Here is an 18319-nt window from a genome sequence, read left to right as displayed (position 1 = left end):
CGTCGGGCCGCTGCCTGCAACTACCTGCGACCGAACTTATCACTCGTGCGTGACTCCCGTCACGAGCGCGCGATACGTGGAGCGTGAGAACCGCGAGACGAGGAGCGTGAGAACGCAGTGCCGAACGTCCCTTCCATTCCGGTCGGCAGACCCTTGTCCGACTCGTTGCACTTCGTAAGGTTGAAACCGAGAAGAGCTGTCGCCCAGAAAGCCCGCGAACTCCGGAACGGAAACGCCGCTGTGCCCCCCGATGTCCCCCTTCCCGCCTCCTGGCGGATTGCCCTGCCGCACTCGACGGTCGCCGTACCGGTCGCCCGCGCCCTGATCCGTACGGCCCTGGCGGACATCGACGCACCGGCCGATTCCGACACCGCCGAGCTCCTCACCGCCGAACTGGTCACCAACGCGGTGGAGCACACGCGCGGCGAGGAGCCGATCGAGCTGGTGGTGGAGCTGCTGCCGACCGGCTGCCAGGTGGAGGTGCACGACCGCAACCCCGCCCCGCCCGGCGATCTCTCCCATCCGGGGCCCGGTGGTGAGCCGGACCCCTGGCAGGAGCACGGCCGGGGTCTGCTGCTGATCCGCACGCTCAGCTCGTCGTGCGGTCACCGCACGACGGAGCACGGCAAGGCCGTGTGGTTCACCCTGCCGTCCCCTGCGCCTCGGAGCTGACCGGCCGCCCGCACCTCACCCCGGACCCCCGGTCACCCCGCCTCCGCGGCGGCCAGCCGGGAGCGGCCACGGCCGTAGAAGGCGTACACCGTCGCACCGACGGCCAGGAAGGCGGCGAACTGCACCCAGGTCGCCCAGCCCGTCCCGTACATCAGGTAGAGGCAGAAGCCGACCCCCAGGAGCGGGCTCAGCGGGTAGAGCGGCACCCGGAACGAGCCGGTCACCTCCGGGTTGCGGCGGCGCAGCACGATGACCGCGATGTTCACCGCGACCATGGTGGCGAGCGCGCCGATGGTCGTCAGGTTCACCACCACGCCGAGCGAGGAGAAGGCCGCCGGGACCGCGAAGACGACGGCCACGATCCAGGTGTTGGCGACCGGCGTCGACGTCCGCGGCGAGACCCGCTCGAAGATCCGCGGAATCAGGCCGTCACGGGACATCGACATCAGGATGCGGGTCTGTCCGTACATCACGGCGAGCACGACGGACGCGATCGCGACGACCGCCCCGAAGGCGATGACCCCGCCGCCGACGTTCGAGCCGGTGACCTGGTCGACGACGATCGAGAGCGCGGCCGGCCGGTCGGCGACGGCCTTCGGGCCGAGTGCTCCGATGGCGGCGAGCGCGACGGCGCAGTAGAGCAGGGTGACCAGACCGATGCAGATCAAGATCGCGATCGGGATGTTCCGCCGCGGGTTCTTGACCTCCTCGCCCGCGGTGGTGATGGCGTCGAAGCCGATGTACGAGAAGAACGCGAGCGACGCACCGGCGGTGACCCCGCCCGCCCCGTGGGCGAAGAACGGCGTGAGGTTCCCGTGTTCGAAGGCCGTGAACGCGATGGCGCAGAACATGACCAGAATGGTGATCTTGAGGACCGCCATCGCGGTGGTGGCCCCCGCGCTCTCCCGGACACCGCGCACCAGCAGGGTCGCGGCCATCGCGACCACCAGGACGGCGGGCAGATTGATCACTCCGCCGTCGCCCGGCCCCGCCGAGAGGGCCGCGGGCAGCTGCCGGCCGAACAGGCTGTTCAGCAGCTCGTTGACGTACTGGCTCCAGCCGACGGCGACCGCCGAGACCGAGACGCCGTACTCCAGCAGCAGACACCAGCCGACGAGGAAGGCGACACGCTCGCCGAGCGTCGCGTAGGCAAAGGAGTAGGAGCTGCCGGAGACCGGGATCGCGCTGCCCAGCTCGGCGAAGGAGAACGCGGTGAAGATGCAGGTGATCGCCGCGAGCACGAAGGACAGCACGACGGCGGGGCCCGCCTCGGCGACACTGTCGGAGAGGCCGACGAAGATGCCGGTGCCGACGACGGCGCCGACCCCGAAGCACACCAGCTGGAAGAGGCCCATGGTGCGCTTGAGGCCGTGCCCCTCCAGGTCGGCGCCGGACTCGGCGATCAGCTGGTGAGGGCTCTTGATGCGCGGCCCGGACGGGCGCGGGGGGCTCGGTGGGCGCAGCGGGCTCACGGGATGGTCTCTTCTCTGGTGGAGCATGTGGGGGAGGTGCGCCCCGGCGCCTGTGGGGGGCTCCGGGCGCCGTGGGCGGCACGCACGAAAGTGGGGTTCGAGCGTGCGAGCTCGAACCCCACCAAGAGGCACCATATTAGTCGTCTTCACGCATGTTCACCCAATCGGGCGCATGATCATGCAGTCACTGCCGCAGTCGCAGTCGTCAGCTCGCGGCCGCCGGGGCCGCGTCGCCCGGCACGCCCGCCAGGGTTGCCACCAGGACGGCCTTAATCGTGTGCATCCGGTTCTCGGCCTCGTCGAAGACGACCGAGTGCGCGGACTCGAAGACCTCGTCGGTGACCTCCAGCTCCGTCAGCCCGTGGGCCGCCGCGATCTCCTGCCCGACCTCGGTGCCGAGGTCGTGGAAGGCGGGGAGGCAGTGCAGGAACTTCACGTCGGCGTTGCGGGTGGCGCGCAGGACGTCCATGGTCACGGCGTACGGCGCGAGGGCCTCGATGCGCTCGCCCCAGACCTCCTTGGGCTCCCCCATGGAGACCCAGACATCGGTGGCGACGAAGTCCGCCCCCTCGACGCCTTCGGCGATGTCCTCGGTGAGCGTGATGGTCGCACCGCTCGCCCCGCCCACCCGGCGGGCCTCGGCGACGATCTCCGCGGCCGGCCAGTACGGCTTCGGCGCGACGATCCGCACGTCCATGCCCAGCAGCGCGCCGGTGACCAGGTAGGAGTTGCCCATGTTGAAGCGGGCGTCGCCGAGGTAGGCGAAGGCGATCCGCTCCAGCGGCTTCTCGCTGTGCTCGGCCATGGTGAGGACGTCGGCGAGCATCTGGGTCGGGTGCCAGTCGTCGGTGAGTCCGTTGAAGACCGGAACGCCGCCGTGGGCGGCCAGCTCCTCGACGGCCGCCTGACTGTCGCCCCGGTACTCGATGCCGTCGAACATCCTGCCGAGGACGCGGGCCGTGTCCTTCACCGACTCCTTGTGGCCCATCTGCGAACCGGAGGGGTCGAGATATGTCGTGGACGCACCCTGGTCGGCGGCGGCCACTTCGAAGGCGCAGCGGGTGCGGGTCGAGGTCTTCTCGAAGATGAGCGCGATGTTCTTGCCGCGCAGCCGCTGCGCTTCGGTCCCCGACTTCTTGGCAGCCTTGAGCTCGGCCGCGAGATCGATCAGGCCGCGGAACTCCTCGGCCGTGAAGTCCAGCTCCTTGAGGAAGTGGCGGCCTGCGAGGTCTATGGCCATGGGACTGCTCCTGGGTAGGGCGAGGATCGCACGTACGGTGAATTTGGAAGTCTATACGACACCATGCATCGCTATACGGAGCGCCTTCCTTGCGCCGCCCCGGCCCGCCTCTGCACCGCGTCCTCCGGGACTACACCGGGTCGCGCACCACGGGGCAGCTCATGCAGCGGGGGCCGCCCCGTCCCCGCCCGAGTTCGCTCCCGCGGATCTCGATGACCTCGATGCCCTCCTTGCGCAGATAGGTGTTGGTGGTCGCGTTGCGTTCGTACGCGACCACGACACCCGGCTCGACGGCCAGCACATTGCAGCCGTCGTCCCACTGCTCGCGCTGGGCGGCGTGCACGTCCTGAGTGGCCGTGAGGACCCGGATCGAGTCCAGGCCCAGGGCGTGCGCTATCGCGTCGTGCATGTGCTCGGGCGGATGGTCGGTGACCTTCAGGTCCCTCGGCCCGTCACCGGGCTCGATGGTGTACGAGCGGAGCATGCCCAGGCCCGCGTACTTGGTGAAGGTGTCGCCGTCGATCATCGTCATGACCGTGTCGAGGTGCATGAACGCCCGGCGCTTGGGCATGTCGAGCGCCACGATCGTGCGCGCCGAACCGGCGTCGAACAGTCCTCGGGCCAGCATTTCCACCGCCTGCGGGGTGGTGCGCTCGCTCATCCCGATGAGTACGGCGCCATGGCCGATGACCAGTACATCGCCGCCCTCGATGGTGGACGGGTAGTCGTCCTGCCCTTCCGACCAGTGGTGGAAGGCCCCGGCTTCCGGACCGGTGAAGAGCGGGTGGTGGCGGTAGATCGCCTCGAAGTGGACGGTCTCGCGCTGCCGGGCCGGCCAGCGCATCGCGTTGATGGAGACGCCGTCGTATATCCAGGCCGAGGTGTCCCGGGTGAAGAGGTGGTTGGGCAGCGGGCCGAGCAGGAAGTCGTCCAGGTCCATGACGTGGAAGCGGACGGAGGTCGGCTCGCTGTGCCGCTCCAGGAACTCCCGTTTGGTCATCCCGCCGACCAGCGCCCCGGCCAGCTCGGCGCTGGACAACTCCTCGAAGGCGGCCCGCAGATGCTCGGTGGCGAGCGGGCCGTACTCCTTCTCCTCGAAGACCCGGTCCAGGACCAGCCGCCTGGCCACCGGGATGTCCAGCGACTCACGGAGCAGATCACCGAAGAGGTGCACCTCCACTCCGCGGTCGCGCAGCACGTCCGCGAAGCCGTCGTGCTCCTGCCGGGCGCGGCGCACCCAGAGCACGTCGTCGAACAGGAGTGCGTCCTTGTTGCTGGGGGTGAGCCTCTTCAGTTCCAGATCGGGGCGGTGCAGGATGACGCGGCGCAGCCGCCCGGCCTCGGAGTCGACGTGGAATCCCATGTCTCCATCCTCACCGTGCGGAGCGCCGTTCACCCGGTGAATCGCCAGCGGGTTTTCCGTTGATCTCACTGTCGGTCCCACCGGAGAACCCGCTGACGTCTCGCCCTACAGCCGGGGGTCGACCGGCTCCGACTCCAGGGCCAGCACCGCGAACACCGCCTCGTGCACCCGCCACAGCGGCTCCCCGTCGGCCAGCCGGTCCAGTGCTTCGAGCCCCAGCGCGTACTCCCGGAGCGCCAACGAACGCTTGTGGCCCAGGAACCGGCCGCGCAGCCGCTCCAGGTTCTCCGGGCGGGTGTACTCGGGGCCGTAGATGATCCGGAGGTACTCCCGGCCGCGCACCTTGATGCCCGGCTGGACCAGCCTGCCCTTGCCGTCCCGTACGAGCGCGGCGAGCGGCTTGACGACCATGCCTTCGCCGCCGCGTCCGGTCATCTCCAGCCACCAGTCGACGCCGGAGCGTACCGACGCCTCGTCACCGGTGTCGACGACGAGCCTGCGGGTGACCTGGAGCAGCCCGGTCGGGTCGTGCTCCACCAGCCGGTCGAGCCAGGCCAGCTGCTCGTCGTGCGGTACGGAGGCCAGTGAACGGCCCTGCACGGCGAGGATCTGGAACGGCGCGAGCCGCACCCCGTCCAGCCCCTGGGTGCTCCAGCAGTAACGGCGGTACGCCTCGGTGAACGCGGCCGCGTCCTCGGCCCGCCCCCGCTGGCGTTCCGCGAGCGCGCCCACGTCCACGCCACGGGCCGCCGCTGCCGCGAGAGCCGCTTCGGCCTCCGGGAGGACGGCGCCGGAGGCGGCACCGACCGCGGCGTACTGCGTGCGCAGCAGTCCGGCCGCCTTGAGGGACCACGGCATCAGCTCGGCGTCGAGCAGCACCCAGTCGGTGTTCCACTCCTCCCAGAGTCCGGCGGCGGTGACGGCGGTGCGCAGCCTGTCGAGGATCACCTCGGTGAGTGCGACGTCGTCGAGGAACGGCCGTCCGGTGCGGGTGTACAGCGCCCCGGTCGGGCCTCCCCCACCGCCCGGGGCGCGGGAGGTGTCCGCCACGCCGAACCGCTCGTGGGCGGCGTTCGCGTCCCGGCAGACGAGCGCCACCGCACGCGAGCCCATGTGCTTCTCCTCGCACACGACCTGGGTGACGCCGTCCGCCCGGTACTGGGCGAAGGCCTCGGCCGGGTGCTCCAGATAACCGTCCTCGTGCGAGGTGGCGGTGGGCGCCATGGTCGGCGGAAGGTAGCCGAGCAACCGCGGGTCGACGGCGAACCGGCTCATGACTTCGAGCGCCGCCGCCGCGTTCTCCTCGCGGACCGCGATGCGGCCCAGGTGCCGGGTCTCCACGATCCGGCGCCCGTGCACATCGGCGAGGTCCAGCGGCCGGCCCTCCCGGCCTCCGGGGGCCTCGGTGGTCAGCGGCTTGGCCGGCTCGTACCAGACCTTCTCGGCGGGTACGTCGACGAGTTCGCGCTCCGGCCAGCGCAGCGCGGTCATCTTCCCGCCGAAGACCGCGCCGGTGTCCAGGCAGATGGTGTTGTTGACCCAGGAGGTGTGGGGCACCGGGGTATGGCCGTAGACCACCGTGGCACGGCCGCGGTACTCCTCCGCCCACGGGTAGCGCACGGGCAGGCCGAACTCGTCGGTCTCGCCCGTGGTGTCCCCGTACAGCGCGTGCGAGCGGACCCGTCCGGAGGTGCGCCCGTGGTACTTCTCGGGCAGTCCGGCGTGGCAGACGACGAGCTTGCCCCCGTCGAGCACGTAGTGGCTGACGAGCCCGTCGATGAACTCCCGCACCCGCTCCCGGAAGGCCGGGTCCTTCTCGTCCTCCCGGTCCAGCTGCTCGATGGTCTCGGCGAGTCCATGGGTGTGCTGGACCTGGCGGCCCTTGAGATAGCGGCCGAGCTTGTTCTCGTGGTTGCCGGGCACACACAGGGCGTTGCCCGCCGCCACCATGGACATGACGCGGCGCAGCACCCCGGGGCTGTCGGGGCCGCGGTCCACGAGGTCGCCGACGAAGACCGCCGTGCGCCCTTCGGGGTGCGCGCCGTCGACGTAGCCGAGCTTGCGGAGCAGGGACTCCAGCTCGGAACTGCAGCCGTGGATGTCACCGATGATGTCGAAGGGGCCGGTGAGGTGGCGCAGGTCGTTGTAGCGGCGCTCCAGCACCACTTCGGCGTGCTCCGCCTCCTCCTCGGTCCGCAGGATGTGCACCTTGCGGAAGCCCTCGCGCTCCAGGCCTCGCAACGAGCGGCGCAGCTCGCGGCGGTGGCGCTGGATGACGTGGCGCGGCATGTCGGCGCGGTCGGGGCGGGCCGCGTTGCGCGCGACGCAGACCTCCTCGGGCAGGTCGAGGACGATCGCGATGGGCAGCACGTCGTGGCTCCTGGCCAGTTGGACCAGCTGCCTGCGGCTCTCGGGCTGGACGCTGGTGGCGTCCACGACGGTCAGCCGCCCGGCGGCGAGCCGCTTGCCCGCGATGCAGTGCAGGACGTCGAAGGCGTCACGGCTGGCGCTCTGGTCGTTCTCGTCGTCGGCGACCAGGCCACGGCAGAAGTCCGAGGAGATGATCTCCGTCGGCTTGAAGTGCTTGCGGGCGAAGGTGGACTTGCCGGAACCGCTGGCTCCGATGAGGACCACGAGGCAGAGGTCGGTCACCGGCAGTGTGCGCGCGGTACTGGTCATGCGGCTTTCGCCTCCTTCTCGGTCCTGTTCCCGTTCTGTCGCCCGGTCCCGTCGGCTGCGGTCATGGTGAACACGGCCATCTGCGTGGGCGGTCCCACCTCGGGGTCGTCGGGCCCCACGGGGAGGAAGTCGACCCCGTACCCATGCCGCTGTGCCACCTCCCCGGCCCAGGCGCGGAACTCGGCCCTCGTCCACTCGAACCGGTGGTCGCCGTGGCGCACCTGTCCGGCCGGAAGGGTCTCCCAGCGGACGTTGTACTCGACGTTCGGCGTCGTCACGAGCACGGTCCGCGGCCGGGCGGAACCGAACACGGCGTACTCCAGCGCGGGCAGCCTCGGCAGGTCGAGGTGTTCGACGACCTCGCTCAGCACAGCCGCGTCATACCCCTTGAGCCGCTTGTCGGTGTAGGTCAGCGAGCCCTGCTGGAGCGTGACGCGTGCGGCCTGCCGCTCGCCCATCCGGTCCAGCTTCAGCCGGCGCGAGGCGATGGTGAGGGCGCGCATGGAGACGTCGACGCCGACGATCTCCGTGAAGCCCGCGTCCTTGAGCAGCGCCTGCACCAACTGGCCCTGCCCGCACCCCAGGTCGAGGACCCGGCTCGCGCCCGCGCCACGCAGCGCGCCGAGGATCGCGGTCCGCCGCTGCTCGGCGAGCGGCACCGGCTTCTCCTCGGTGTCGGTCGTCTCGTCCACCGCGTTGTCGATGCTCTCGACATCGAGGTCGTCCGACTCGGCGAGCCGTACCAGTTCGAGCTGCTGCATCGCCTGCCGGGTCAGCCCCCAACGCCGGGACAGATAGCGGCTGGTGATCAGCTTCTGCTCGGGGTGGTCGGCCAGCCAGCCCTCACCGGCCCGCAGCAGCTTGTCCACCTCGTCCGGCGCGACCCAGTAGTGCTTGGCGTCGTCCAGCACCGGCAGCAGGACGTACAGCTGCCGCAACGCGTCAGCGAGCCGCAACTCGCCCTCCAGCACCAGCCGTACGTACCGCGAGTCCCCCCACTCCGGGAACTGCTCGTCCAGAGGTACGGCCACGACGTCCACGCTCGTCCAGCCGAGCGGCCCGAAGAGCTTGCGCACCAGTTCCGCGCCACCGCGCGCCGGCAGAGCGGGTACCTCAATGCGCAGCGGAAGAGGCGCTTGCGCCCGGTCGGGCAGCGCGCGGCACACACCGTTCAGAGCGGACTTGAAGACGGCGCTCATCGCCACGGCGAGCAGCGAGGACGCCGCGTACGGGCGATCGTTGACGTACTGCGCCAGCGCGGCGTCGGGGGCGCCGCCGCGGCCCTTGCCCTTGCCGCGCCGCACCAGCGCCACGGGATCCACCTCCAGCAGGAGCGCCGCGGTGCAGAGCTCGGCGGATGCCTCGGGATAGAAGACATGCGCGGTGCCGTGGGAGGTGGAGAACGTCTGCGCCTTCCCGGGGTGCTTGTGCAGCAGGAAACCGAGGTCGGTAGCGGGACGTTCCGGGTTGCCGGTCGTGCTGATCGTCAGGAACACACATCCGAGTATGGTCCGGTTCGCTCGCGTCCCACCAGCGCATTTTCATGTGTCCGGACACCGCCGGCCCGCCCGTCCCACCGGCCCGTCCGTCCCCTTGACCCGCCCGTCCCCCGGCTTGCCCGTCCCCCTCGGCTCCCGCGGCCCCCTCGGTTCCGTTCATCCCTCTTCTCCGCCCCGCTTTCCTTCGTCTGCCGTCGTGCCGCCGAGCAGCCCCGCCAGCTCCGCGACGGTGTCCGGGCCGACCCGGCAGCAACCGCCCACGAGCCGGGCACCGGCATCCTGCCAGGCCCTTGCCCTTCCCGGATCGAACGTCGGGTCGCCGACCCACCCCCGGCCCCCGGCATCCCACCGCTCACCGCTGTTCGGATAGACGACCACCGGTTTCCCGGCCACCTCCGCCGCCACCCGCACCGCCCGGTCCGCATCCGCCGGATCACAGCAGTTCACCCCCACGGCCAGCACACGGTCGTTCCCCGTGGCGAGAGCGAAGGCCGTCTCCAGCGGTTGCCCTGCCCTGGTCCGGTCCCCCGCCACGCTGTAGGAGAGCCAGACGGGCAGTCCGCATCCCTCGACCGCCCGCAGCAGCGCCTCGGCCTCGTCGGTGTCCGGCACCGTCTCCAGCGCCAGCGCGTCGGGCCCGGCGGCGGCCAGCGCCTCGATCCGGGGGCGGTGGAACCGCTCCAGCTCCCGGACGGAGAGCCCGTAGCGGCCCCGGTACTCGCTGCCGTCCGCCAGCATCGCCCCGTACGGGCCGACCGAGGCGGCGACCCAGACCTCCCGCTCCACCCCTCCGGCGGCCCGCCGTGCCAGCCGCACACTGCGGGCGAACAGTTCCGCCGCCCGGGTCCGGCCGATCCCCCGCCGCTCGAATCCCTCGAACGTCGCCTGATAGCCGGCCGTGATGAGCACCTGCGCACCCGCCCGCACATAGGCCGCGTGCGCCGCCTCGATCTGCCCCGGCCCGTCGACCAGCAGCCGGGCCGACCACAGGGCGTCGGACAGATCGCAGCCCTGCGCCTCCAACTGGTTGGAGAGACCGCCGTCGAGCAGGAGCGTCCCCTCCGCGAGGGCCTGTTCGAGGGCACGGGCAGGCGGGTCCTGGGCCGACCGGGCGGTGTGCACGGGTGACTCCCCTCAAGTGCCGGGCTCCGGCGCGGCGGGCGAACCGGGAACGGACGCCGGCTCAGGTGGGCCGGAACCGGTCCCCGGCCCGGATGAGCCGGAACCGGTATCCGGCCCGGGTGGGCCGGAATCGCTCCCGGCTCAGGTGAGCTGGGACTGGACCTGGGAGGAGATCAGCTCCAGGTGGTCCAGATCGTCCAGGTCCAGGACCTGGAGGTAGATCCGGGACGACCCGATCGCGCCGTACCGCCCGATCTTGTCGACCACCTCGGCGGGCGAACCCGCGAGGCCGTTCTCCTTCAGCTCCGCCACCTCACGGCCGATGGCGGAGGCACGACGTGCCACCTCGGCATCGTTCCTGCCGACGCAGACCACCAGGGCGTTGGAGTACACCAGATCGTCCGGCCCCCGGCCGGCCGCCTCCGCCGCCTCCCCGACCCGGCCGAACTGCTTCTCGCTGTCCTCCAGCGAAGCGAAGGGGACATTGAACTCGTCCGCGTACCGGGCGGCCAGCCGCGGTGTGCGCGTCGCGCCGAGACCGCCGATCAGGACCGGCACCCTGGCCTGCGCCGGCTTGGGCAGCGCAGGCGAATCCGTCAGCTGGTAGTAGGTGCCGTCGAAGCTGAACGTCTTGCCGACCTCGGTCGCCCACAGCCCGGTGACGATGGCCAGCTGCTCCTCCAGCCGGCCGAACTTCTCCTTGGGGAACGGGATGCCGTAGGCCTTGTGCTCCTCCTCGAACCAGCCCGCCCCGAGGCCGAGCTCGACCCGCCCGCCGGACATCTGGTCGACCTGCGCCACCTGGATGGCGAGCACGCCGGGGAGCCGGAAGGTCCCCGCGGTCATGAGCGTGCCGAGACGGATCCGCTTGGTCTCGCGCGCCAGCCCGGCCAGGGTGATCCACGCATCGGTCGGGCCGGGCAGCCCGTCGCCCGGTCCCATGCGGAGGTAGTGGTCGGAGCGGTAGAAGGCGTCGAAGCCGAGATCCTCGGCCGCCTTGGCCACGGTGAGCAGGGTGTCGTAGGAGGCCCCTTGCTGGGGTTCGGTGAAGATTCGAAGATCCATGCACCCATCCTGCACCTCCGGACGCCGGTCCTTCCTCCCCTCCTCACTCCTCCCTCCTCGGTGCCACCACCGCCACTCGTCCTCCCTCCTCGGTGCCACCACCGCCACTCGCCACCGCCGAAGGACTGTACGGTCACGGCTGGCCCGCCGCCGAGCCCGCCGGTCCGCGGACCGCACCGTACGGGCCGTCCCGCTCCCGGCCGCGCTCCAGATCCTGCTGCCGCTCCCGCTCCTGCTCGTCGAGGCGCCGGAGCATTCCGTGCACCCGGTCCATGGACTCGTCGGCCGCGTCGATCGCCTCCATGCACTGCCAGTAGAGCCCCTGCTCGTCCGTCTCGCAGGCCACCCCGACCAAGGCCATCCCCACCTCCCCGAGCAGCGTGCCCAGTCCCGTCAGCGTCGCCCGCGGTTCGGCGAGCCCGGAGAGCTGCGCGGCCCGTGCCACCCCGGCCCGCGCCGCCGGGTGGTCCAGCGCCCCGCTGCTCCTCCCCCCGATTTCACTGAGCCCGCGCGCCTCGCCCCGTAACTCCTTGGGTCCGTCCACGGCAAGCCGGCTGCCGATCGCCTGAGCGAGCGCCTGGGCCTGCCATGCCTCGGCGATGATGTCCGGCGTGCCCCGGCTCTGCGCCAGCGCACGTCGACTCACTCCTACAAGCCGCTCCGCTTCCATGCGTTACCCCCGTCCGTACGAAAAGCCGCTCAACTCATTCATTACCCACAGTGAGGGCGTCAGCACCGAAAAGCCAGGGGAATTCGGAAATCTGTGGACACGAAGTCGACTGTGGACAAATCGATCACTCCGAAGAGTGACGATCCGGGGGTTCGGAGGTGTCCAGGCGCTCCGGCACCGGGAATCGGGCCTCGTTCCGCTCGATCTTCTCCGACAGCGCCGCCAGCGCGTCGATCCCCAGCACTTCGCAGAACTGCAGCAGATACGCGAGCACATCCGCGACCTCGTCCGCCACCCTGTGCGCCGTCTCGGGCCTCTCCATCACCCGCGCCGACTGCTCCGGCGTCAGCCACTGGAAGATCTCGACGAGTTCGGACGCCTCGACGCTCAGTGCCGCCGCCAGGTTCTTCGGGGTGTGGTACTGCTCCCAGTCCCGTGCGGCCGCGAACGCGGCGAGCCGTCGCTGCAGGGCCCGTACATCAAGTTCTGTCACGACTCCAGGTCTACCACCGTCACCCCGGGCGTCTCCCGGGCCCACAGCGCACCCGACTCGGTCACGGTGCCCACCAGTCCGAGGTGGCCGGCCGCCCCGGTCGACACCGCCAGATCCAGCAGTTCGCGCGACTGCCGTCCGTCCAGGTCCCGGTCGAATCCGTCGGCCAGCACGGTGAGCGTCTGCATGGCCGACGGCACCTCGCCCGCGGCGTCGACGGCGAGCGCCCCCGGGCCGGTGAGCAGCACCAGGGCGAGCGCGAGATACCGCAACTCGCCGTCGCCGAGCCGGCCGAGCGGCGTGACGCGTCCCCCGCCACGCCCGACCACCGCGCACAGCAACCCGTCCGCGAGCCGCTCCACACCGAGCCCGGTCACCGGCCCCGCGCATCCGGCGTGGGCGGCCGCGACCAGCCGGGCGAGCCGTGGGGCGTGCTGCGTGTGCGTACGCCCCAGCACGGCCGCGAGGTTGCCGCAGTCCCGGCGCAGCCGGCCGTCGCCCGCCGGTACCGGGGCACGCATGCGCGACGGCTGCGGATCGCAGGCGAAGACCGACCGCAGGGCCACGACCGTCTGTTCGGCGGCGGCCAGGACCCGTAACTGCCCCTCGGTCCGGCCCGCCACCCGCAGCGGCAGCAGAGACGTTCCGAGGCGGTCGTCCGGCAGCGGGGCGCGCGTCACCGGGACCGCGCCCGCGGTGTGCCAGGCCGCCTGGACGGTCGAGCGCCCCGGGTCGCGCAACGCGGTGGTGAGCAGAGTCTCGCCACCACCGGTGAGCCGTTCGCCGACGATGCGGAGGGTGGGCTCCGCCTGGACGGCGACATCGAGCCGTACCGGGCCCGCCGGGCCGTCCGTCGTGCAGCCGATCCGGAATCCTCGGCGGCCCTGGGCATCGGCCGCGGCCCCTTCCGGCACACAGCCCCCGGGGTCCGGGAACACCTCGTCGAGCACGTCCCCGCTGCCCAGCCGCGCCAGTGCCTCGTACGCCCGCAGGGCACTCGACTTGCCGCTGCCGCCGGGCCCGGCGAAGAGAGTGACGGGGCCGACCGGGAAGGTGGCGCCCCGGTGCGAGGCGAAGGCGGACAGCCGCAGTTCGGTGACGACGGGCCCGGCGGATCGGACGGGCCTGCGGGAACGCAGCACGGATTCCGGCCGGGCCGACGTACCGGAGGAAGCAACGGCAGACACGGGCGTAGCGGCGGTGGCAGCGGCACCACCCGGCGCGGACACACCCGCGGCGACGGAAGCGTCGGCGGACATGGACGTACCGGCGAGTGGTGGAAGGGGGGTGGTTTCCGGGCGGAGTGCAGTCATGGGCGGACCGTAAGCAGGCCCCGGACAGGAGAATCGTTCCGCCTGAACTACCTTCCTACGATCGGGCTACCTTCGCGGCGACTGTCGCGCCCGGACAACGTTCCCGGACGGCGTTCCCGGACGGCGTTCGCACGAACGGGACGGACCTGCCTCGCCGGTCCCTCCCGGCCACCCCCCGCCCGCGTTCCTCCTACGAACCGGGTACGCCCGCCGCCGTGACCCCTTCGACCTCCATGCCGGCCGGTGACAGCAGGAAGACATTCCGGTCGACCCGGTGCATTCCGCTGCCGAGCCCGAAGACGACCCCGCTGGTGAAGTCCAGGATGCGCTTGGCCACATCCGTCTCCGCGCTGGTCAGATCGAGCAGCACCGGGATCTGTGCGACCAGGTACTCCGCCACCTCCCGCGCGTCCGCGAAGACCTGGACCCGCAGCACGACGAGGCGCCGCTGTTCGGCTTCCGCGCTCTCGTCGGGGGCCGTGCGGTGATCGACCCGGGAGGGCCACTCGTTCCGGCTGCGCAGAGGCACGACCTGGGCAAGCCCCTCCCACTGCTCGTCCGTGACGTCGTACCTGTCGTACCTGCTCACCGGACCACCCCGTCTGTGCTTCGGTCGGCGTTGCGCCGGCTGCGCTCGCTGTTCATCGGGCAATTCTCTCGTCCCTCACCCGTTCGGCGTACCACCGACACGGTTCACGGGCCGATCGACACCGCCGACGGGCCGTCCGACGCGCTCCCGGCGGCTTCGCGCCGGTCCCTTTCCGCGGTCATGCCGACGGGGGTGAAACGTACCGGAAGCCGGACCAGCGCGCGGTGGAACGGCCCCTGCCGCCACTTCAGTCCGCTGACCGGAACGTCCAGTTCTGCGTCGCACAGCTGACTGGTCAGCTGCTCGATCGCGGTCATGGCGATGAGCAGCGCCGGCTGCTTCGCCGGGCACCGGTGCGGACCGGCCGACCAGGCCAGATGGGCACTGCCCCCGGACCGGATCCCGGAGTCCGAACGCCCGGGTACCGACTGGGAGTTGGCGGCAGCGTAGGAGACCAGGACCAGCTGTCCGGCGCGCAGCCGGACGCCGTGGAACTCCGTGTCGTGGCGTGGGTAGTGGGCCGCGAGATTGGCCAGCGGCGGGTCGTGCCAGAGGACCTCGTCGATCGCCTCGTGTGCCGTCATCGCGCCGCCGTGCAGCGAGCCCGCGTAGCGCACGTCGGTGAGCATGTGCAGCAGTGCGTTGCCGATCAGATTGGTCGTCGGATCGTGGCCCGCGCTCATGATCAGAGTGATCTGACGCACAGTCTCGTCATTGTCGAGATCGGCGGGATGGGCGAGCAGGTACGAGGTGAGGTCGCGCCGCGGCCTGGCACGCCGGTCGGCGACCAGCTCGGTGACGACCTCGACGAGATCGGCGTACGCGGTGGCGGCGTCCTCGGCGGAGTTGAACATGCCGGCGATGCCGTTGACGATGCGTTCGCTGTCGCCCGGCGGGACACCGAACCAGGTGACGAAGACGTGCACCGGGAGCCGTCGGGCGTACTGGGCGATCAGATCGCCGCTGCCGGTCGCGGCGAATTCCCCGATGAGCCGCTGGGCGACCCGGGCGACCTCGGCCCGCAGGACGTGCGGCTCGATCAGGGCGAGGCTGTCGTTGATGGCGTCGCGGTAGCGGGTGTGCACGTCGCCGTCGCTGAAGAGCGCGGTGGGCCGGTAGCCGAGCATGGGCAGGACCGGCGAGTCGTCGGGCACGGTGGCCTGCCAGGCGCGCGGGTCCTTGGTGAAGGTGTGGGGGTCGCGCAGCAGGTCGACGGCGGCCTGGTAGTCGGTGACCAGGAGGGCGTCGATGCCGGGGGCGAGCCGGACGGGGGCGAGGGGGCCGTGTGCGCGCAGGCGACGGTAGTGGCTCTGCGGGTCGGCGGCGAAGTCCGGGCCGTACAGCGCGAGGGGCTGCGGCGGCTGCACAGGCGGTGTCATGAGGGGTCCTCGGGCCGGGGCATTCGGGTCAGCACGTGCTCGGCCAGCGCGATCAGCGCGTCGATGCTGCCGCGGCGTTCGCGGGCGTCGCACTGCACCAGCGGGGTCTCGGGCGCGAGGTCGAGGTGTTTGCGCAGGACCTCGTCCGGGTGGGCGGGGGCGTCGGGGAAGCGGTTGACGGCGACGGCGTACGGCAGCCCCTGCTCCTCGACCATGTCCATGACCGCGAAGGAGTCGGCGAGCCTGCGGGTGTCGACCAGGACGAGAGCCCCGAGCGCGCCGCGCGCGATGTCCTCCCAGAGAGGCAGGAAGCGCTGCTGGCCCGGGGTGCCGAACATGTAGAGCACCAGGTCGTCGAGGACGGTGAGCCGGCCGAAGTCGATGGCGACGGTGGTCGTGGTCTTGTCCGGCAGCCCCGCGGTGTCGTCGAACCGGGTGCTGGACTGGGTCATCGCCTCTTCGGTGTGGAGCGTGGCGATCTCCGACAGGGTACGGATCAGGGTGGTCTTGCCCACGCCGAAGGGCCCCGTGACGACGAGCTTCATCAGGGTCCGGGCGGCGGGCGGCAGATAGCCGATGCCGGCCCGGTCAGTGGAGGGAGCGGAGTCCAACGAGCAGCCTCTCGACGAGCGACCGGTCGATCTCCCCGGCGCTGGGGATGGGCGGTCGGGTGTGCAGGTGTCCGGCGGCCGCGAGGTCCGTGGCCAGGAAGACGGTGGCGCTGACCGGCAGTTCCAGGTGGGCCGCGCATTCGACGACGGTGAGCGCGCCCGGTTCGAGCAGCTCGCACAGTCTGCGTTGTTCCCAGCCGGTGTCCGGGGGCAGGTCCGTGCCGGTGCGTACGAGTACGGCGAGCCGGTCGAGCGCGGGACCGGCGGGCCGGGTCCGGCCGCCGGTGACCAGATAGGCGGGGATCAGACGGCGTCCGCGGCCGGAGGTCATGGCCGGGCGGTGGTGTCCGGTTGGCGGGCGGGCGCGTTCATCGCCCGGGTCAGGGCGGTGACCTGCACCTGCATCTGGTAGGCGATGTCGCCGAGCTTGGCTCCGGGTTCCGCGAACAGGGCGAGGGTGGTGTTGTTCCCGGCCGGTACGACGATGGCGAAGCCCTGGTCGGACTCGACGACCGTCTGGGCCAGGCTCGGCGCCTCGACGTCGGTGAAGGCCGTCGTGAACGCGCGGGCCGCGGCGTGCAGCGTGGCGGTCATGGCGGCGACCCGTTCGCCGGATGCCCGGTCCAGGCCCGGCGACGCGCCTTCGACGAGGCCGTCGCCGGTGGCGACCACGGCGTGCTGGACTCCGGGCAGTTCCAGCAGGGGGGTCAGCACCCATGCGAGGTCACCGGTGGTGGGGGTGGGGGCGCTCACGTCTCGTCGTCTCCTCGGTCGTTCTGGTCGTCCTGGTCGTTCCGGTCGTTCCGGGGGGCGTGGCCGTCCGGTGCCGGTGCGGTCGGCCGTCCGGCGGTGCTCCTGCCGTTGAGGGTGCCCTGCTGGAGCGCCGCCCAGGAAGCCCCGGCCTCTTCAGGTGTACGGGACACCTTTTCCCGGTCCGGGGTGACGGTGGCGGGCGCGGACCGGGCCGGGGCCGGACGTGGTGCCCGTCGGCGCCGGCTGGGCAGTTCGGCGGGGTGCCCGCCGGCGGGGCGCGGCGCGGGGGCGGGCTCCGGCCCGGCGGAGGCGGACGAAGCGGCCTGTGCCTGCACCGGCTTCGGGGCGAGGGCGGAGAGGGTCCGGTCGTCCTCCAGCACGGTCAGCAGGTGGGCGGGGACGCGCAGGATCGTACGCATTCCGCCGAACGGCGAAGCCTCGATGTGGCAGCTGAAGCCGTACTGCACGACGAGCCGGCCGACGACGGCGAAGCCGGTCTGCGGTGGATCGCCCAGCTCGGTCAGGAGCACTTCGGACGGACCCGTCAGCAGGGCGCGGGCCCGGTCGAGCGCGTCGTCGTCCATGCCGATGCCCGCGTCGTCGACGACCAGGAACGCGCCGCGGCCGCCGCTCTGCTGGACGGTCACCTGGACATCGGTGTCCGGGTGCGAGTAGGCGGTGGCATTGGCCAGCAGTTCGGCGAGCGCGATCGCGAGGGGCTCGGCGGCGCGGGCCACGAGCGCCAGCCGTTCGTCGCGCAGATGGTTGGCGACCTTGATCCGTTCGTAGCCGGCGACCCGGGACTGGGCGCCGAGCACGATCTCGACGAGCGGCGAGTTCCGGCGGGCGAGCCCCGGCCAGGCGTCGCAGAGCACGGCGGTGGCCTGGGTGCGCCGCAGCGCCAGTTCGTTGCGGAAGTCCAGTTGCAGGATCCGCGGGTCGTCGTACTCGTGCTGGAGCTCGTGCAGCAGTTGCTGGGACTGGTTGAGCAGGGACTGGATCTTGGCGGAGGTACCGCGCATCGCCGCACGGGCCGCCGCGTCGACGCGCCCGCGTTCCTCGACGACCGCGGTGCGGGCGGCCTGCACTGCCTCGGTGAGCAAGCGGGCGGCATCGCCGTCGACGTCGGCCGCCTCCCGCAGTCCGGGCACCCGGGCGGTGGGATGGGAGAGGGCGAGCGCGGCGGCGGGTATCCGCTTGCGGGCCAGCTGCCGGATCTCGTCGGTGAGGGCGGCGGTACGGGCCGCGGCGGCCTTCGACTGCCGTTCGGCCAGCTCGGCGCGGGCCAGGGCCAGGTACTCCGAGCGAGCCGCGTTCTGCGCGCGGGCAGCCGCCGCCACGGCAGCAGCGACGGCGATCACCGCCACGATCCATCCCATGCCGTCACCGCGTTTCTGTT

General features: G+C 71.5%; 17 protein-coding genes. 1 reads left to right on the top strand and 16 read right to left on the bottom strand.

The window, feature by feature from the left end; all coding sequences use genetic code 11:
- Positions 1-240 precede the first annotated feature (240 nt).
- Positions 241-672 carry an ATP-binding protein gene (locus ACFVT1_RS32450; protein WP_389801945.1) on the top strand — a complete coding sequence of 144 codons (432 nt, stop codon included), beginning with the start codon at positions 241-243 and terminating at the stop codon, positions 670-672.
- Between the two features lie 32 nt (positions 673-704).
- On the opposite strand, the gene ACFVT1_RS32445 is transcribed toward ACFVT1_RS32450, so the two are convergent.
- From ACFVT1_RS32445 to ACFVT1_RS32370, 16 genes are all read right to left on the bottom strand, one after another.
- A complete protein-coding gene (locus ACFVT1_RS32445; RefSeq protein WP_389801942.1) occupies positions 705-2171 on the bottom strand; it encodes an amino acid permease in 1467 nt (488 codons plus the stop codon).
- Between the two features lie 178 nt (positions 2172-2349).
- Complete coding sequence (gene argF, locus ACFVT1_RS32440; protein ID WP_389801939.1) at positions 2350-3384, bottom strand: ornithine carbamoyltransferase; 1035 nt, start codon at positions 3382-3384, stop codon at positions 2350-2352.
- Between the two features lie 130 nt (positions 3385-3514).
- Entirely contained in the window at positions 3515-4747 is a 1233-nt protein-coding gene (locus ACFVT1_RS32435; protein ID WP_362201934.1) for an arginine deiminase, read from the bottom strand.
- A 105-nt stretch (positions 4748-4852) separates the two neighbouring features.
- Entirely contained in the window at positions 4853-7426 is a 2574-nt protein-coding gene (locus ACFVT1_RS32430) for a polynucleotide kinase-phosphatase (protein ID WP_389801936.1), read from the bottom strand.
- A complete protein-coding gene (locus tag ACFVT1_RS32425; RefSeq protein WP_389801933.1) occupies positions 7423-8922 on the bottom strand; it encodes a 3' terminal RNA ribose 2'-O-methyltransferase Hen1 in 1500 nt (499 codons plus the stop codon). Before ACFVT1_RS32425 ends, ACFVT1_RS32430 begins: the two co-directional genes overlap by 4 nt.
- A gap of 159 nt (positions 8923-9081) precedes the next feature.
- The gene (mmuM, locus tag ACFVT1_RS32420) at positions 9082-10047 is read right to left on the bottom strand and encodes a homocysteine S-methyltransferase (protein ID WP_389801930.1); all 966 of its coding nucleotides are present in this window, start codon (positions 10045-10047) and stop codon (positions 9082-9084) included.
- Positions 10048-10188: 141 nt separating this feature from the next.
- Positions 10189-11112 (bottom strand): LLM class F420-dependent oxidoreductase, encoded by a 924-nt coding sequence (locus ACFVT1_RS32415; protein WP_389801927.1) that lies wholly within the window; start codon positions 11110-11112, stop codon positions 10189-10191.
- 133 nt (positions 11113-11245) lie between these two features.
- Positions 11246-11782, bottom strand: a complete 537-nt coding sequence (locus tag ACFVT1_RS32410) for a DUF6099 family protein (RefSeq protein ID WP_389801925.1) — start codon at positions 11780-11782, stop codon at positions 11246-11248.
- A 124-nt stretch (positions 11783-11906) separates the two neighbouring features.
- Positions 11907-12275: a nucleotide pyrophosphohydrolase gene (locus tag ACFVT1_RS32405; protein ID WP_389801922.1), complete on the bottom strand. Its 369-nt coding sequence runs from the start codon at positions 12273-12275 to the stop codon at positions 11907-11909.
- On the bottom strand, positions 12272-13588 hold the full coding sequence (locus ACFVT1_RS32400; RefSeq protein ID WP_389801919.1) for an AAA family ATPase: 1317 nt from the start codon (positions 13586-13588) through the stop codon (positions 12272-12274). Before ACFVT1_RS32400 ends, ACFVT1_RS32405 begins: the two co-directional genes overlap by 4 nt.
- Before the next feature lie 190 nt (positions 13589-13778).
- Positions 13779-14177, bottom strand: coding sequence for a cell division protein SepF (locus ACFVT1_RS32395; RefSeq protein ID WP_389801916.1), 399 nt, complete (start codon positions 14175-14177; stop codon positions 13779-13781).
- 104 nt (positions 14178-14281) lie between these two features.
- A complete protein-coding gene (locus ACFVT1_RS32390) occupies positions 14282-15556 on the bottom strand; it encodes a cytochrome P450 (RefSeq protein ID WP_389801913.1) in 1275 nt (424 codons plus the stop codon).
- The gene (locus ACFVT1_RS32385) at positions 15553-16167 is read right to left on the bottom strand and encodes an ATP/GTP-binding protein (RefSeq protein ID WP_362201964.1); all 615 of its coding nucleotides are present in this window, start codon (positions 16165-16167) and stop codon (positions 15553-15555) included. Before ACFVT1_RS32385 ends, ACFVT1_RS32390 begins: the two co-directional genes overlap by 4 nt.
- Positions 16145-16498, bottom strand: coding sequence for a DUF742 domain-containing protein (locus ACFVT1_RS32380; RefSeq protein WP_389801909.1), 354 nt, complete (start codon positions 16496-16498; stop codon positions 16145-16147). Before ACFVT1_RS32380 ends, ACFVT1_RS32385 begins: the two co-directional genes overlap by 23 nt.
- Positions 16495-16920, bottom strand: coding sequence for a roadblock/LC7 domain-containing protein (locus tag ACFVT1_RS32375; protein WP_362201970.1), 426 nt, complete (start codon positions 16918-16920; stop codon positions 16495-16497). Before ACFVT1_RS32375 ends, ACFVT1_RS32380 begins: the two co-directional genes overlap by 4 nt.
- Complete coding sequence (locus ACFVT1_RS32370; RefSeq protein ID WP_389801906.1) at positions 16917-18299, bottom strand: ATP-binding protein; 1383 nt, start codon at positions 18297-18299, stop codon at positions 16917-16919. The genes ACFVT1_RS32375 and ACFVT1_RS32370 overlap by 4 nt, the downstream gene beginning before the upstream one ends.
- Positions 18300-18319: the final 20 nt, after the last annotated feature.

It is taken from the genome of Streptomyces sp. NPDC057963, assembly GCF_042887155.1.
Lineage (GTDB): Bacteria > Actinomycetota > Actinomycetes > Streptomycetales > Streptomycetaceae > Streptomyces.
The sequence above is the reverse complement of the archived record's forward strand: the minus strand, read 5'-3'. Positions and strand labels throughout refer to the sequence as shown.

What these genes read in the sequence shown, in the direction of transcription:
- ACFVT1_RS32445 (WP_389801942.1), bottom strand. Translation starts at nt 2,171, where the DNA reads ATGCTCCACCAGAGAAGAGACCATCCCGTGAGCCCGCTGCGCCCACCG.
- argF (WP_389801939.1), bottom strand. Translation starts at nt 3,384, where the DNA reads ATGGCCATAGACCTCGCAGGCCGCCACTTCCTCAAGGAGCTGGACTTC.
- ACFVT1_RS32435 (WP_362201934.1), bottom strand. Translation starts at nt 4,747, where the DNA reads ATGGGATTCCACGTCGACTCCGAGGCCGGGCGGCTGCGCCGCGTCATC.
- ACFVT1_RS32430 (WP_389801936.1), bottom strand. Translation starts at nt 7,426, where the DNA reads ATGACCAGTACCGCGCGCACACTGCCGGTGACCGACCTCTGCCTCGTG.
- ACFVT1_RS32415 (WP_389801927.1), bottom strand. Translation starts at nt 11,112, where the DNA reads ATGGATCTTCGAATCTTCACCGAACCCCAGCAAGGGGCCTCCTACGAC.
- ACFVT1_RS32410 (WP_389801925.1), bottom strand. Translation starts at nt 11,782, where the DNA reads ATGGAAGCGGAGCGGCTTGTAGGAGTGAGTCGACGTGCGCTGGCGCAG.
- ACFVT1_RS32400 (WP_389801919.1), bottom strand. Translation starts at nt 13,588, where the DNA reads ATGACTGCACTCCGCCCGGAAACCACCCCCCTTCCACCACTCGCCGGT.
- ACFVT1_RS32390 (WP_389801913.1), bottom strand. Translation starts at nt 15,556, where the DNA reads ATGACACCGCCTGTGCAGCCGCCGCAGCCCCTCGCGCTGTACGGCCCG.
- ACFVT1_RS32380 (WP_389801909.1), bottom strand. Translation starts at nt 16,498, where the DNA reads ATGACCTCCGGCCGCGGACGCCGTCTGATCCCCGCCTATCTGGTCACC.
- ACFVT1_RS32370 (WP_389801906.1), bottom strand. Translation starts at nt 18,299, where the DNA reads ATGGGATGGATCGTGGCGGTGATCGCCGTCGCTGCTGCCGTGGCGGCG.